Origin of the sequence: Paucibacter sp. KBW04, assembly GCF_003852425.1 — a bacterium.
Lineage (GTDB): Bacteria > Pseudomonadota > Gammaproteobacteria > Burkholderiales > Burkholderiaceae_C > Paucibacter_A.
The window spans coordinates 75381-90873 of sequence record NZ_QAJN01000001.1; the positions used below are offsets into that span (position 1 = coordinate 75381).

Genomic DNA, 15493 nt, shown 5'->3' on the forward strand with positions numbered 1-15493 from the left:
TGAGCCTGGCTCAGGCGCTCTGGCGTTCAGGCCGCAAAGGGCTTGCTGCCCAGCGCGGCCAAGCCGTCCAGGATGCGCTGGGCGGCGCCGTGCTCGGCCCTTTGCTGGGCGGCCGTGCCCAGCTTGCAGCTGAGGTAGGGCTGCAGGGTGAAGCGGGCCTGCTTGGCCACAGAGTCCCACATGGTGGCGGCCGGCACTCTTTGCTTGAGTTGGGCAAAGCTGGCCAGGCAGGCGTCGGCCACGCCGGCCAAGCGGCCTTGCGACAAGGCCTCCAGCAAATTCAGCTCGGTCTGGCCGACCACGCTCCAGAAGTCCGGTTCGCGCTGATTGGCCTGGCTCAAGGCCTCGCGAGCGTCTTGGATGCGCTGCGGCGCGATCAAGCCTTGCAGGCTTTGCAGCTTGGGGTCTTGGAAGGCCAGATGCAGGCTCAGGGCGATCGCATTCATAGCCGGGTAGTAGCGCTTGGGATCGCCTTGGGCCACGCAGATGCGCTCGGCCTCCAGGTAATGTTGCAGCGATCGTTGCAAGTCCTCTCGTCCTTGTCCGGCCGCCTTCGTCATGGCTTGCAGCTTCCAGGCCGAGCCCAGCAGATTGTGGCGTTCCGCCGTGGGCTGCATGGCGAGTATGCGTTCCAGCAAGGCCGTGCCTTCCTCGAGCGCGGCCTGGTCCTGGGTCTTCTCGCCCTGGCGTACCAGCAGATTGCCCAGTTGCTCGGCCGCCTTCAGCGAGGCGCTGGCGTCCTCGGCATTGACGGCGATGCGATACCAGGTGATGGCCGTGGCCCGTTCGCCCAAGGCCGTGTAGGCCACGGCAAAGGCCTCGGCCACCGCACCCATGCCGCCCCACAGGGCTTTGAACTGGGCGTCCAGATAGCGCAGCTTGTCCAACTGGGTGCTGCTCGCCTTGCTCTTGCTGTACTGGGCTTCGACGGCGATCTTCTCCAGCGCCAAGGTGAGTGACACGGGAGAGGCGATGCCGGCGAATTCTTCGCCCAGATTGACGGTCGGCCTTTGCGCGTCGCCGCCCTCGCGTTGCCAGCGCCATTCGGGGTCGCCATAGCATTGGTAGGCGGCCCAGGTATTGCCCTGAGGGTTGGCATGCCAGGCAGCTTCGCGGGCCTGCCCCACGGCCTCGATGAAGCGGGCCCCGCTCAGCAAGGCGGCGTAGAAACGGGTGGCGAACTGCTCGGCGGCCTCGTCCTCTACCGCCCAGCCGGCAGCCACCACGCAGCGCACGCCCACGCGGATCAGCTCCTCGGCGATATTGGCGGCGAAGCTGGCGCGATCGTAGGTGGGGGTGCTGCCGCCCTGGCTGCTCAGCACGGAGGCGGCCTCGCGCCCGGCCAGATGGCAGCAGTTGAGGAAGACCAGCTCGGGCACGACACGCATGGCGCGCACCTCGTCGGCGCCGAGGTAGGTGTCGGTGCCCGAGAGCACGACCCCGCCCTTGGCGCTCGGCGCCCCATGGCCGGCGATATGGACAGCACGGTAATTGCGCTCGAACAAGGCGTTGATGATGGACTGTGCATCGTTTTGCTCGACCAGCTGGCGCACCTTGTCCTCGCCATTGCCATCCCTGTCGCCCAAGGCCATGCCGAGCTGAGAGGCGACGGCCAGGGCCTCGCGGCGGGCGCCGTCCAGGCGGGGGTACTTTGTGGGGTCGCACAGCGGCTCACCGATCACCAGCACATGGTCGTCGGGGCTGGCGTCGCGCACCTGGCTGCGGAAGTCCTTGAGTTGCAGCTTGCGGATCAGCTTGCTGCGTATGGCCCAGGGGCGTTGGTCGTCCACGCCGGGGTCGGGGTTGGTGTTGAGCAGCTCCCAGGGGATGCCGGCCGTGGCGGCTTCCAGCTCAATCACCATCTCGCTGGTGCCACCCAAAAAGGGCTCCATCTCCACCGGCACCAACAGATTGAACAGGGTGCGGCCAATCATGGGGTCGGTGTTGGCGACGTTAGAGGCCTTTTCGACCAGCTCGCGCAGCAAGCTGCCTTGGGCATGCTGGGCGCGGATCTCGGTGCGAGCGCGCTTGGTGTCCAGGGTGTAGTTGATGACGGGGTGAGCCGGGTCCTGGCCGGGCACGGACAGGGCGCTGATGAAGTCATAGCTGGCGCCGCGATAGCTGGACTCCAGCATGCGCCGCATGGCGCCGGGCCCGCTCTCCACCTTGCCTTGCAGGCGCAGGCGCTCGGGCGCGGCCAGTTCCTGCAACTGCAGGGCGCGCCAGGCATCACCGGCGCGGTCCAGGAACAACTCGACCAAGGTGAGCTGGCGCAGCTGGTGCCAGCCACAGGCCTGCAGCTTTTGCTTGGCTTCCAAAGCGCCCTGGGCGATGGCGCGGGCCGCGCTGCCCGCGGTGATGCCGCTGCCGCCGCTGCCGATCAGGGTGGCGGCCATCTCAAAGTCCTGCGGCTTGCCTTCGCCACCCTGGCCGCGCTGCTCCGACAGGCGCTGGGCATAGGCCAGCACGGCCTGTCGGACGGTGAAGGACAAATCGCTGGCGCGCAGCTTGCCTTCCTCGCCCAGGCCCACCACGATGACGGCTTGCGGACGGGCCATCTCGAAGGGGTTGTCGGGGTTGCTTCGCTCATTGCCGAAGATCTGGTGCGAGCCCGGTGCATCCGGGTAGAGGCCGGCGGCCAGGGCCCGGCTCATGCCTTGTTGAACCAGGCCATCGATGACGCCCTCGGCACCGGTCAGGCTCAAAGCACGGTAATGCCCCACCAGCAAAGGCTGTTGCACAAAGCGCAGATCGGCGTTCAGCACCCGCACTTGCAGAGCCTGAGCGGTGTTGGCGCGCAGCTTGCCTTGGCCCCGCTTGGCGGCACCGGCGCTGGCCAGCACATCGGAGGCCCGGCTCGGTGGCAGCGAGGACAGCAGGCCGCGCGAGGGCCGGCTGCGCTGCAATGCACGGCTGGCGGACGGGCCGGCTTTGCCCAGGGAGGCGGCGCCTCGGCTGTTCAGCTCCAGGCGGTCCAGCAAGCGGGTGTCGCCGCTGCTGAGCAGCTCGATATAGGCGGCAAAGGCCTCGGCCACATCGGGCAGCTTGCCGTGTTCAGCGTCCAGCTTCCAGGTGCGCAGGCCCAGTTGGGTGCTGCTGGCCTGGGTGACGCGGCCATCGCCATCGTCGGGCGTGTTGAGGTACTCCAGGCCGCTGAGCGGGTCCATCTGGATGCCGGCCGGGGTGAAGTCGGCATGTCCCACCACCAGCAGCATCTTTTGCTTGTCGGTGCCCAGCGTTGCCAACTGTGCATCGAGACGGCGCCGCAGCCGCACCGCCTGGTCGAGCACGGCTTGCGGCGGTGCGCCCCATTCGTAGATGGTGATTTGCGAGTCCAGCGTGTGCCAGTAGCTGTTTTGCCGCAAGGTGTTGATGTCTTGATCGGCCAGCTTCTGCCAGGTCTCGGCCTTGTCCAGGCCCTGGGCCGGGTCCAGCAGATCGGCCTGCAGCTGGATGAAGCCGGGCATGCCCGCCATCATCTTGCGTGCACCGCCGTTATTGAATAGCGAGCCAAAAGCCACCAGGGCATTGCCAAAAGTGTCGTCGCCTGAGAGGGTTTGCATCGGCGCCCAGGAGCCGCCATTGGGCGTGCCCAGCATCAGCACGCGGGCCTCCGCATGGGCCATCAGGCGGCGCCAGGTCTCGGGGGCTTCCAGCTGCACCGTGCGGGCCACCAGACCGCCCATGGAGTGGGCAATGATGCGCACCGGCTGGCCGCTGGCGCGGCGGGCGGCGATGGCCTTGTCCAATTCCACAGCCAGGCGACGAGCCTCGTCCTCGATGGGCCGGCGCCAATCGTAGGCAAAGGGGATGACCTCGTGGCTGTCGGCCAGGCGTTCGATCAAATCGTCGTAGCTGCTGCCAATGGGGCCGTCGGGTTGAACGCGGTCGGCGGTGGCCGGGTCCCAGGCCAGCTTCATCAAACCGTTGACGAAACCAAAGCCCAGCCAAATTCGTTTGCCATCCAGCTTGAGGTTGGAACCCAGGATGCCTGGCAGCACAAACACGGCGGGTCGCTTGGCCGCCTGTTGCGCCGCTTGCGCCAGCTCTTCGGCGCTGTGGGCGGCTGGCTTGTCGTCATTGCCCCAGAACAGGCCGCGCGAGCGCGCCACGGCGCGAGCGCTGCGGGTGCCGCTGGCGCTTTCGCCGGCCCAGGACAGGGGGCCGATGGCGGCAAAGCCCGCCGGTTCGCTGCTCAGCAGGGCGCCGGTAATGGCATCCACCGTGCTGGCGTTGCTGAAGTAGTTGAAGTGGGTGACCTTGCCGCCACGGTCCAGCATGAACTGGGCGCTGGGTGAGGCGCTCGCCCTCAGCTCGCCCTGGCGCGGCGCGCCGCCGTACATGGAGCGGGTCTGCACGACCAAATCGTTATCGCCCCAGTAGAAAGCGTCGGCCAGCAAGGTCTTGACCCAGGAGCCAATCGAGTCGCCTTCCAGATCCCCCGCCACCACCCGCAGCTCGCCGGGCAGGGCGATCTCGGCTCGGTTGAGCCAGGCCACCACGGCGCTCTCGGGCATCATGGCCTCGATGCCGGGCAGCTCGGCCGGGTCGGCGCGGCGTCTTGCCACCTCGTGCAGAAAATCCACCAGGGCCGGTGCCACCGGCACTTGGGCCAGCTGCAAGCCCCATTGCAGCACCGACAGATAAGCGTCCAGCCGGCCCGAGGCCAGGGTGGTGCCGCGTGCCGGGCAGGCCACTCTCACCACCCGCTCCAGCTTGATGCCCTTGGCCTGGGCTTGCTGCACCAGGGCCGTCAGGTCTTTGCGATGCTGCGCATATTTCTCGTCGGCAAACAGTGCCAGCTCGGCCAAGGTGAGCTTGCCGCCCCCGCAGGCGCGGGCCAGGATTTCGGCCACCAGGCCCCCGCGCGAATGCGTCACCAGATGCAGGCGGGCGCCGGCCGGCAGGGCCTCAACCAGCGTCAGTGCATTGGCGATGGGGCTCAAGCCCATGGTCGGGTGGTCCAGGGCGTAGACCTTGTCGCCATAGCTGCTGAACAGATCGCGCACCTTGTCTGGGTGCTGCAGCCAGAGCTTGCCAAAAGTGCTGACGGTGTCGACGAAAGTGCCATGCACCAGCACCAGCAGGGGCTGGCCATCGGCCGCCGGCGGCACCTGGGCCAGCTTGGCACCGCTGCCTTTGAGTGTGGCGGGCAGGGCTTGGGCGAAAGGTTTGAGGTCGTAGACGCCTGCATCCACCTGGCCGTCGACCTTCTTCGTTATGGCTGCGGTGACCAGGGTGACGGCCTCGTCCTTGAAGAGATCGGTGACCACATCAAAGGCCTGCAAAACCACATCGCCCAGCCAGCCTCGCGTGGCGCCGCGGGTGGCGGTGGCTTCCAGACCGGCCCAGGCCAGATTGCCGCTAACGGCGACTTCATCCGCACCCAGTGCCACGGTGGCGCCGCGCGTTCCGGTGCTGCCCTGGCCAGCTGTTTGAGCCCGCATCAGGTCACGGGCGTCCTCGGGGTGCAAGACCAGGGTGGGGCCGCCCGCAATCGTCAGCACGACGACGTCCTCGCCTGGCTTGGCGCTGACGCGCACCAGGCTGCCCGCATCGGCAGCATCCCGCGCCGTGCCGGTGCTTAGGCGGACCGAGGCCTTGATGCGGCCCGTCGAGGGCGCCACGTCCGGACCCGCAAGCCCTCCGCGGGTGGCCGCACTCGCGCCAGTCTGCAATTGGCCAGGGATGAGGAAGGTGATTTCCTGGCCCGCACCATTGCCAGAGCCACGGTTTGGTTTGCTGCTGTTGGTCTTGCTAACGCGGCTGGCCATGGGAGGCACTCCTGTCGGATGGATGGGTGAGTATTCGGGCGAGGCCGGCGGGCCTGATCCTGAGCGCCGCGCCGACTTGGGTACATCATCAGCGCTGCTGCAGGCGAAGTGGGGATGCTAGCGCCTGCAAACAACAAAGGGCAATCGCCAAGGCCCAAGCATCATGCGAGCAAGACCTGACCCCAGAAATCCCTAATTGGAAGGATAGGGGGGAAGGCTGCCCGCACAATGCAGGCATGAAGACCTTGCTGCTATTCGTTGCCACTGCCCTGGCCGAAATCGTGGGCTGCTATCTGCCCTGGCTTTGGCTCAAGCAGGGGCGCTCGATCTGGCTCTTGCTGCCCGCTGCCGCCAGCTTGGCCTTGTTTGCATGGCTGCTGACCCTGCACGAGACTGCCGCTGGGCGGGTGTATGCGGCCTACGGCGGCGTCTACATCTGCGTGGCCCTGGCCTGGCTCTGGCTGGTCGACCAAATCCGCCCCACGGTATGGGATGTGGCCGGTGTCGCCATCGCCTTGCTAGGCATGGCGGTGATCATGTTTCAGCCGCTGCGTTGAGGGCAAAAAGGGGGGCAGCATTGCCGCGCGGTGATGTCCACCGAAAAGCGCTGTTACAGGGCTTTGAGCACTGTTTTTCGGCGGTTTGCGCGGAGCAGCGCATAATCGCCGCCCCCGCAATGGGATTTTCTTTGTACCCACTGGAACAGCAAATAATGAACAAGAGTGAACTGATCGAAAGCATCGCCAACAAGACCGGCGTGACCCGTGCTGCCGCAGCTGCGTCGCTGGACGCAACCCTGAGCGCGATCACCGAGGCCTTGGTGGCCGGTGATTCGGTCGCCATCCTGGGCTTCGGCAACTTCAAGGTCAGCGAGCGCGCTGCCCGCACCGGCAAGAACCCCGCTACCGGCGCTGTGCTGGAAATCGCCGCTTCGACCGTGCCCAAGTTCACCCCGGGCAAGGCTCTGAAGGACGCTGTCAACACGAAGTAAAAAGGCCTGGTCCGCTGGCCCGGCTGCTCAAGCAGGGCCAGCGATCAGGTGCAGGCGCTCATGCCTGGCATGAGTGGCCTGGCTGCCGCGCCCCTCGGCGCCTGTTCAATCCCCTTGCGCAGGCGCTTGGGGCCGGTATCCAAACCCAGAATTCAGGGCCCGCTCCCGCGTGCCCATCAGCATTCAGCTTCTCCGCGCCCCGTCAGTCCTGAGGCTTAGAGCAAGGCCTTGGCCGCCTCGATGCGCAGGGCCATGTCCTGTGACTCGTCGTTCATCACGCGCAGCAGGAATTGCCGCGGATCGGAGCTGGCTCCGGCTTGGCTTGTGCTCGCCTCGGCCCTGCTTGCAGAAGCCAAAGGCTTAGCGCCCAGTTGGTTCAAAGCCTGTTCAAGCGCCTCCGGCTTGATGCTGAGCAGGCCTTGCAGCAGATCGGCCTGGCCCTCTTCATTCGGCGCGGTGTCCAGCCAGGGCTCATCGGCGAACACCGGCGCCAGATCGGGGGCGAGAAAAGCCGCCCACTGCCCACTCAGCGCCAGGCGCGGCGGCGGCTGCAAAGTGCTGGTGCTGGTGTCGGCATGGGCCGCCGGCCATGTCTTGATCCTTTTCAGCGGCAGCCCAGGCAAGTAGCGTTGGCGCAGGCCTTCCAAGAGGGCGGCGGCTTGTGCGGCCGGCAGGGCGGCGCTTAGCGAGAACCAGAGTTGGTAGCCGTCTCGCCCCGAGACCGCGATGGCTGGCGCCGGCAGGCCCAGATCGCTTTGCACGCCGCGCCAGACCTGGCCCAAGACCGTCCAATCCGCGGGTGCCGCCAGCTCCAGCACGGCGGCTCGCACCCGCGCGGGCTCATCCGTCAGATAAAGGCGTTGGATCTCGGTCTGCAGTCGGTTCATGGCGGCGGTCTTGGACGGTAAAACGCAATTGGACCATCAAGACTTGCCGCGCAAGAGCCGCAGACCGTTGAAGACCACCAGCAGGCTGGCGCCCATATCGGCGAACACCGCCATCCACATGCTGGCATTGCCCAGCACCGCTGCCACCAGGAACACGGCCTTGATGCCCAGCGCCAGGCTGATGTTCTGCCACAGCACCGCGTGGGTGCGGCGCGAGAGCCGGATCAGCTCGGGCAGGCGCTGCAGATCGTCGTTCATCACGATCACATCGGCCGCTTCCATGGCGGTGTGGGTGCCGGCACCGCCCATGGCGAAGCCGATATCGGCGCGGGCCAGGGCAGGTGCGTCGTTGATGCCGTCGCCCGTCATGGCCGTGGGGCCATGGCTGGCTTGCAGCTCGGTGATGGCTGCCAGCTTGTCTTGCGGCAGCAGCTGACCGCGCACTTCGCTGATGCCGGCTTGGGTGCCAATGGCCTCGGCCGTGGCTTGGTTGTCGCCGGTCAGCATCATGGTGGCCACGCCCAGGGCTTGCAGCTCGGCCACCGCCGCCTGGCTGGAAGGCTTGATGGTGTCTGCCACCGCGAACAAGGCCAGCACGCCTTGTGCATCGGCCAGCAGCGTCACCGTGCGGCCGGCTTGTTCATGCTGCTTCAGTCGCGCTTCGATGGCGGCGGAGCATTGGCCGCGCTCCTCGATCCAGCGGTGATTGCCCAGCACATAGGCGCCTCCGGCCAAGCTGGCCTGCACGCCGCGGCCGACGACGGCCTCGAAGTCTTGCACCTCGGCGGCCGCTGCCTGCTCGGCCAAGCCCGCCGCAATGGCCTTGGATACGGGGTGATCGGAGCGGCTGGCAATGCTCAGCGCAGCCAGCCGGGCTTGCGCTTCATCACGCAAGAACTCCTGTGCCACCAGCTTGGGTCGGCCCTCGGTGATGGTGCCCGTCTTGTCCAGGGCCACGGCCTTGAGTGCTCGGGCCTGTTCCAGATACACACCGCCCTTGACCAGGATGCCGCGCCGGGCGGCGGCCGCCAGCCCGCTGACCACCGTCACCGGGGTGGAGATCACCAGAGCGCAGGGGCAGGCGATCACCAGCAAGACCAAGGCCTTGTAGATGGACTGCGTCCAGGTCCAGCCCAGCAGCCAGGGGGCCAGCAGGGCCAGCGCCAGGGCCAACACAAAAACGGCCGGGGTGTAGAGGGCGGCGAAGCGGTCGACAAAGCGCTGGGTGGGGGCACGGGTGGCTTGGGCTTCCTCTACCGCGTGGATGATGCGGGCCAAGGTGCTGTCGCTGGCCAGGGCCGTGACGCGAAATTCAAGCGCAGCATTCTGGTTGATGGTGCCTGCGTAAAGCTCGTCGCCCACGGTCTTGTCCACCGGCACGCTCTCGCCCGTCACCGGGGCCTGGTCCACCGCGCTGCTGCCAAGACTCACGGTTCCGTCCAGCGGCACCCGCTCGCCGGGGCGCAGACGCACGATGGCGCCCACCGCAACCGCGCTGGTGGCTTGGCGCAGCCAGCTGCCGTCGGCTTGGCTGACCTCGGCATCGGGCGGGGCCAGATCCAGCAAACTCTTGATGGCATTGCGGGCCCGGTCCACCGCACGGGCCTCGATCAGCTCGGCCAGGGCGTACAGCGCCATCACCATGGCCGCCTCCGGCCACTGGCCGATCACAAAGGCGCCGCTGACCGCCACCGTCATCAAGGCATTGATGTTCAGCCGGCCCACGCGCAAGGCGCTCAAGCCTTTTTGGTAAGTGCCAAAACCGGCCAGCCAGATGGCGGCCGCGGCCAGCGCCATCTGCGCGCTCTTGAACACCATTGTTTCGGGCGCGAAAAAGGCCAGCACTTCGGCGCCCACGGCCAGGGCCAGGGCCGCGATCAGGCGCGGCAGGCCGGAGCCGAAGTCGGCCGGGGCCGCTGGCTGGGGTTTGGCCGGGGCTTGGGTCTGATTGTGTGAATGGGCATGTGAATGTGCGTGGTCATGACCGTGAGCGCCTGTGCAGGCCTCGCCAAGCGGCTCGTCCTGGGTCTCGCTGCCCAGTTCTTCCGGCTTGTAGCCGATGCGGCGAATGGCGGCCAAGGCGGCTTGCAGATCGACCGGCTCGGCCGCCAGCGAGACGGTGCGGCGGCTCAGATCAAAGCGCAGCTGCTTGATGCCCTGCAGCGGCTCCAGCGCATGGCGGATCTCCGACTCTTCGGACATGCAGTCCATATTCGCGATCCGAAAGCGCTTAGCCCCGGCGACGTTGACGTCGGAAGACGCGGGTGATGGCTGGGGCTCAGCCGCAAAGCTGATCGGCCGAGCCGCTGCTGCCGCAGCCGGGCTGCAGCATTGCGTTTCGTCCGAGCAGCTTTCAGGGGCCGACGATGAGGGAGCGGCGGGGTGGGTGTGGAGATGCTGGGTCTTGTCCATGCCTGTATTGGAAACTCTGTAGCAGGTGTAGAGTCAAGCGTCTCTTGTTCAACGGATCTAGCGCAGCATGAAAATCGGCGAACTGGCGCAAGCCTCGGGCACGGCCATCGAGACCATACGTTTTTATGAGCGTGAAGGCCTAATGCCCGCGCCCGAGCGCACCGAGAGCAATTACCGCATCTACGGCGAGGCCCATGTGCAGCGCCTGGTCTTCATCCGCCGCTGCCGCGGCCTGGACATGGCCCTGGACGAGGTGCGCGCCCTGCTGGCTTTTATTGATGCGCCCAGCGAGGACTGCAGCGAGGTCAACCGCCTGCTGGACGAGCACATCGAGCATGTGCGCGCCCGCATGGCGGAATTGCAGATTCTGGAGCGCGAGCTGCGTGAGCTGCGCGCCCGCTGCCAACCCGATGATCTAGCGCCCAGCTGCGGCATCTTGACGGCGCTGGCGCAGCCGGTGGGCGAGGCAGAGCTGCCGGCCAAGCCAGGTGCCCGCTCAGGGCATAGCCATGTGGGTGAGGTGCATGGGCGGCGGGCGGTGCGGAGGGCTTGAGTGCTTCGATCTTTCGCGCCGACATCATGAAGCGTTGAATGTCACCCACTTGGCGACTTTTGGCGAAGGCCCACGGGGCTCCCGGCAAGCACCGACTTTGGAACTCTCCTGAAATCCGGATTTCAATGGGTGGGTGGCCCAGAGCTTGTCGCTCCCGACAGGCTGAGTTCCCTTGGGATTGGTGGGCATGACTCTGAATCCAACCCGCGGCGTATGTGTGCGGTTAAGCTCAAAGGCTAGACACGGGTGGCTGCCTTGGGTGAGGTTTGGGCGCGAGTGGGCTGAAGGGCTCGCTTTGAATTGTTGTGTTGAGCAGTCAAACCCGCGTTGCCTTTGGTGGCCATACCCTCCGGGCTCGCATCTCCTGTTTGACCCACTCTAGCAGTTGGTCCTCATGCTGCTTTAACTGAAAAAGCTGTTGCTCGATAAGTTGCTGTGTCTTCTGCAGATTGCTTTGAATCGTCTGTTGCTCAAGGATGTGGGATTCGCTCGGAAGCGCCTTGGGTAGGGAGTTCAACTGCCGTATGAATGCAATGCGAGTTGCACCAAGCCGAATCATCTGTCGATGGGCATTTCTGATGGAAGTGAACGCATCTCGTGGACCGTCAAGAATAAAAGTTAGGATAAATTCAAGTTCACGATCCGCATTTCGAGCAGAGTCAGCGGCTGCCTGAATGTTTGCATCAGTTTCATTTTGGGCGGTGTCGCAAAAGCGAATGGTGGCATTCACCAGTTCTGTAGTCATGATCGCCGCTCGAGAAAAAACGTCGCGTTCGGCTTCGATCGCTTCAGTCCTTTTTCGATTTGTTTCAGCCCTTGTTGTAGTCCAAAACGCGATGCCGAAGGCTATGAGGCCGCCAATTGTTGATCCGACAATTGGTGCTACATCCTTGATGTAACTTTCTGCGGTCGGACATAGGGTTTGGGCCTTTGTTGCGGTCTCCGTGGATGCATTCGCACTTGACGAGTTGAGTTGATTCTTTGGGCCGCTGCCTGGCGTGCTTGGTGTTGGTCCTGCAAGTGTTGTCATGCCTGTTACTCCCTGGTGTTGTTTGACGCTAGATGCGCACCACTCCAAAGTACTTGAGCGCCATTGCTGGGCAAGCTAGCTGTTCATGGTCGCCATTGTCCAGAAGTCGGCGTGAGTTCTTCGGTCCGGCGCGCCTCAGTTTTTTGGGCTTCCTGCTAGCTTGGAAAAGAAGTTGGCCAAATCGGCTGTGCGTTGCGCTGAGGTTGCCAGCTTCTATAGGGAATCGGCTCCAGGGGATGAGGGACATGGCGCCCTTGTGCTTCGGCACTTTCCTTCTCCGCTCGACAGCCTGAATTTTGTCCGATCGCTGGGGCAGCTAACTCATGCCTCTCATCGGCCTTGAGGGACCCGCCCAGCCACTTTTTTGATGGTGGTTTTTTTGGTGGGTGTAAATGAAAAACGGGCCGCTAGGGCCCGCTTTTACTTTCTGGCGGAAGCTGTGAGATTCGAACTCACGGAGGGGATAAACCCTCGCCGGTTTTCAAGACCGGTGCCTTAAACCGCTCGGCCAAGCTTCCTAAACTCTTTTTAACAGTGCCCGGCATCGCTGCCGGTTTTGCCTGCGCTCACATCGCTGCGCGATATGAGCTTCGGCGCAATCTTCGCTTTCGCTCCGATTGAGCAAGACCGGTGTCTTAAACCGCTCGGCCTTGCTTCCTGAAATCTTTGAGCGCCGTCGCGGTCGCTCAAGAAGGGTGGCATTGTAGCCGTGATTCCACTGCCTCCCGCCGAGTCCTAACGCCCCGGCTTTTGCGCCTGTTCGCAAGGCAGTTGAATGATTTCCAGCATGCGGCCGGCTTCGACTCGGGCGGCGCTGAGCTGGCCGCCCCAGATGCAGCCAGTGTCCAGGGCCAGCAGGTCGGGGCGGGTGATCAGGCCCAGGGTGGACCAATGGCCGAAGGCGATGGGCAGGCCGGCGGTGCGGCGGGTGGGGATGTCGAACCAGGGGCTGAAGCCGGCCGGGGCGGCGTCGGCGCCGTCCTTGGTTTTGAAGTCCATGCGGCCCTCGGCGGTGCAAAAGCGCAGGCGGGTCAGGGCGTTGATGACGAAGCGCAGGCGCTCGGGGCCGCGCAGATCGTCGGACCAGGTGTCGGGCTCGTTGCCATACATCTGGGTCAAGAAGTCGTGCAGATCGGGGCCACGCAGCAGGGCTTCGACCTCGGCGGCCAGGGCCAGGGTCTGGGGCAGATCCCATTGCGGCACGACGCCGGCATGCACCATCAGCCAGCCTTGCTCAAAGCAGGCCAGGCGCTGCTGGCGCAGCCATAGCAGCAGGTCTTCGCGCTCGGGCGCGTCGAGGATGGCTTGCAAGGTGTCGCTGCGGTGCGCGGGGCGCACTCCTGCGGCCACGGCCAGCAGATGCAGATCATGGTTGCCCAGCAGGCAGGTGGCCGAATCGCCCAGCTGGATCAGGCGGCGCAGGGTGGCCAGGGAGCTGGGGCCGCGGTTGACCAGATCGCCCAGCAGGTACAGCCGATCGCGCGAGGGGGAGAAGTCGAGAGTGGCCAGCATGCGTTCGAGCGCATCGCAACAGCCTTGGAGGTCGCCAACAAGATAGTTCATTGCGGGATTGTGCGGTCGGAAGTTTCAAAGGGTTCTGCTACGCTACGCGGCTCTTGCACATCAGGCGCGCGCTGGCAGCTTCAAACCGCTCCTCAGCGGCGCACTCAATGGATACCGCGTTACTTATTTTCCTGTTGTTTCTCAATGCGTTTTTTGCGGCCTCGGAGATGGCCCTCTCGGCCAGCCGCAAGGCACGCCTGCAGGTGCTGGTCGAGGCCGGCGAGTCCGGGGCTCAAAAAGCCATGGATCTGCATGAGGACCCGACCAAATTCCTGTCTACCGTCCAGATCGGCATCACCTCCATCGGTGTGCTGAACGGCATTGTGGGTGATGCCGCCTTTTCGGGCCCTCTGGCCCATTGGCTGACTCAAACCTTTGGCTGGCATGAAGGCTTCGTGGACATCACGGCCACGGCCCTGGTTGTCATCACCATCACGGTGGTGACGATTATTTTTGGCGAGCTGGTGCCCAAGCGCCTGGGTCAGATCTACCCCGAGACCGTGGCCCGCCGGGTGGCGCCGGCCATGGACTTTTTGTCGATGGCGGCGCGCCCCTTGGTCAAACTCTTGAGCTTCGCCACCGAGGCGACGCTGGGCCTGATGGGTCTGGGCGGCCGCGTGCAGCGCAGCGTGACGGAAGAAGAAATCGCCGCCAGCCTGGACGAAGGCCGCGAGGCCGGTGTGATCGAGGAGCACGAGCACCAGATGGTGCGCAATGTGTTCCGCCTGGACGAGCGCGAGATCGGCTCCATGATGATCCCCCGCGCCGAAATCGCCTGGCTGGATGTGGACGATACGCCAGCGCAGGTGCTGGAAGTGCTCAAAGCCCATGGCTATAGCCGCTACCCGGTCTGCCGCGGCAGCCTGGCCGAGGTGCAGGGCGTGGTCTCGGCCCAGGTGCTGTTGCAGCGCGCGCTGAGCGGCCAGGCTCTGTCCTTGTCTGAGGATCTGGAGGCCGCCGTGTTTGTGCCCGAGACCTTGTCGGGCATGGAGTTGCTGGAGCAGTTCCGCGTCTCGGACGCGCCGCTGGTCTTTGTGGTGGATGAATACGGCGAGGTGCAGGGCGTGATCTCTGTGCGCGACGTGCTGGAAGCGATCGCGGGCGAGTTCAATGCGCCCAGCGACGGAGATGCCTGGGCGGTGCAACGCGAGGATGGGAGCTGGCTGCTGGACGGCCTGATCCCGGTGCCCGAGCTGAAAGACCGCCTGGAGCTGAAGGAACTGCCCGAGGAGGACCGTGGGCGCTACAACACCCTGGCCGGCATGATCATGCTGCTGCTGGGGCGCTTGCCGCGCACGGCCGATGTGGTGGAGTGGAATGCTTGGAGATTTGAGGTCGTGGACCTCGATGGCAAGCGTGTGGACAAAGTGCTGGTCAGTCGACTGGCTGTTGATGGAGATGAAGAGTTATGAGTACGCCCCCTCTGTATGGCAACTTGGTGCCCCTGGACCGTGAGGCCCACAAGCATCTGCGCCTGAAGACCGAGCTGTCCACGGTGGAACGCGTGGCTGGTTTGAATTCCTTGTTCCTGGCCGTGGTGGAGTTCGCCGAAGCCTGCAAGGAATACCCCATCGTCTTCGTGCGCGTGGGCGAAGCCCCGGCCGAAGGTGCCAAGCAGGCCGTGGCCCCCCTGGCCGTGCTGGGCCTGCGCGCCGGCAGCAATCTGTTCATCAAGGACGGCAAGTGGACCGGCAACTACGTGCCCGCCTATCTGCGCCGCTACCCCTTCGCCATGGCTCGCATCGATCAGGACAGCGACACCATCGCCGTCTGCTACGACAGCGAGTGGGCCGGCTTCTCGGTGACCGAGGGCACCCAGCTCTTCGCCGCTGACGGCCAGCCGACCGAGTTCCTGGTCAATGCCAAGAACTTCCTGGAAAGCTTCGAGCAAGAGTCCGAGCGCACCCGCAACGCCTGCCAGGTGCTGGTCGAGCTGGACCTGCTGCAAGACATGCGCTTCGAAGCCACTCTGGGCAATGGCGAGAAGATCGATGTGGACGGCTTCCTGGCCGTGGACGAGAAGAAGCTGGCCGAGCTGCCGGACGCCAAGATCGTCGAGCTGCATCGCAACGGTCTGCTGGCGCTGATCGAGATGCACCGCGTTTCCATGGGCAATATGAACCGTCTGGCCGTTCAACAAGCCAACGCTGCCTGATTGAGCGCAAGCTCGGCCGCGCAGACTGAGCGCGGCCCAACGACGAGGAGCCGCCGGGCCATGGGCCTGCCGGCTCCTTTGTCATTGCATTTTGAAAGTTAGTGTTTGGGCGATTTCAGGCCCAGGCA

General features: G+C 65.0%; 10 protein-coding genes and 1 tRNA gene. 5 read left to right on the top strand and 6 right to left on the bottom strand.

Annotated elements, in window-relative coordinates; all coding sequences use genetic code 11:
- Positions 1-26: 26 nt before the first annotated feature.
- Positions 27-5774, bottom strand: a complete 5748-nt coding sequence (locus tag DBR47_RS00300) for a CHAT domain-containing protein (RefSeq protein WP_124446013.1) — start codon at positions 5772-5774, stop codon at positions 27-29.
- 236 nt (positions 5775-6010) lie between these two features.
- Between DBR47_RS00300 and DBR47_RS00305 the strand changes: the two genes are divergently transcribed.
- Together DBR47_RS00305 and DBR47_RS00310 are read left to right on the top strand one after the other, a co-directional pair.
- Complete coding sequence (locus DBR47_RS00305; protein ID WP_124446014.1) at positions 6011-6331, top strand: YnfA family protein; 321 nt, start codon at positions 6011-6013, stop codon at positions 6329-6331.
- Positions 6332-6486: 155 nt separating this feature from the next.
- Complete coding sequence (locus tag DBR47_RS00310) at positions 6487-6765, top strand: HU family DNA-binding protein (RefSeq protein WP_124446015.1); 279 nt, start codon at positions 6487-6489, stop codon at positions 6763-6765.
- Positions 6766-6980: 215 nt separating this feature from the next.
- Here the strand turns inward: DBR47_RS00310 and DBR47_RS00315 are convergent, their stop codons facing one another.
- Both DBR47_RS00315 and DBR47_RS00320 read right to left on the bottom strand, forming a co-directional pair.
- Positions 6981-7652, bottom strand: a complete 672-nt coding sequence (locus DBR47_RS00315) for a hypothetical protein (RefSeq protein WP_124446016.1) — start codon at positions 7650-7652, stop codon at positions 6981-6983.
- 36 nt (positions 7653-7688) lie between these two features.
- Complete coding sequence (locus tag DBR47_RS00320; RefSeq protein ID WP_124446017.1) at positions 7689-10064, bottom strand: cation-translocating P-type ATPase; 2376 nt, start codon at positions 10062-10064, stop codon at positions 7689-7691.
- 67 nt (positions 10065-10131) lie between these two features.
- On the opposite strand from DBR47_RS00320, the gene cadR reads away from it, so the two are divergent.
- Entirely contained in the window at positions 10132-10617 is a 486-nt protein-coding gene (gene cadR / locus DBR47_RS00325; RefSeq protein ID WP_124446018.1) for a Cd(II)/Pb(II)-responsive transcriptional regulator, read from the top strand.
- A 316-nt stretch (positions 10618-10933) separates the two neighbouring features.
- Here cadR and DBR47_RS00330 read toward each other — a convergent pair whose 3' ends face one another.
- The 3 genes from DBR47_RS00330 to DBR47_RS00340 form a co-directional block, all read right to left on the bottom strand.
- On the bottom strand, positions 10934-11647 hold the full coding sequence (locus DBR47_RS00330; RefSeq protein ID WP_124446019.1) for a hypothetical protein: 714 nt from the start codon (positions 11645-11647) through the stop codon (positions 10934-10936).
- Positions 11648-12075: 428 nt separating this feature from the next.
- Positions 12076-12165: transfer RNA gene (locus DBR47_RS00335), tRNA-Ser, on the bottom strand.
- A 217-nt stretch (positions 12166-12382) separates the two neighbouring features.
- A complete protein-coding gene (locus tag DBR47_RS00340) occupies positions 12383-13210 on the bottom strand; it encodes a symmetrical bis(5'-nucleosyl)-tetraphosphatase (protein WP_124446020.1) in 828 nt (275 codons plus the stop codon).
- A 107-nt stretch (positions 13211-13317) separates the two neighbouring features.
- Between DBR47_RS00340 and DBR47_RS00345 the strand changes: the two genes are divergently transcribed.
- Positions 13318-14622, top strand: a complete 1305-nt coding sequence (locus tag DBR47_RS00345) for a hemolysin family protein (protein ID WP_124446021.1) — start codon at positions 13318-13320, stop codon at positions 14620-14622.
- Entirely contained in the window at positions 14619-15365 is a 747-nt protein-coding gene (locus DBR47_RS00350; protein WP_124446022.1) for a SapC family protein, read from the top strand. Before DBR47_RS00345 ends, DBR47_RS00350 begins: the two co-directional genes overlap by 4 nt.
- The last annotated feature ends 128 nt before the right edge of the window (positions 15366-15493 follow it).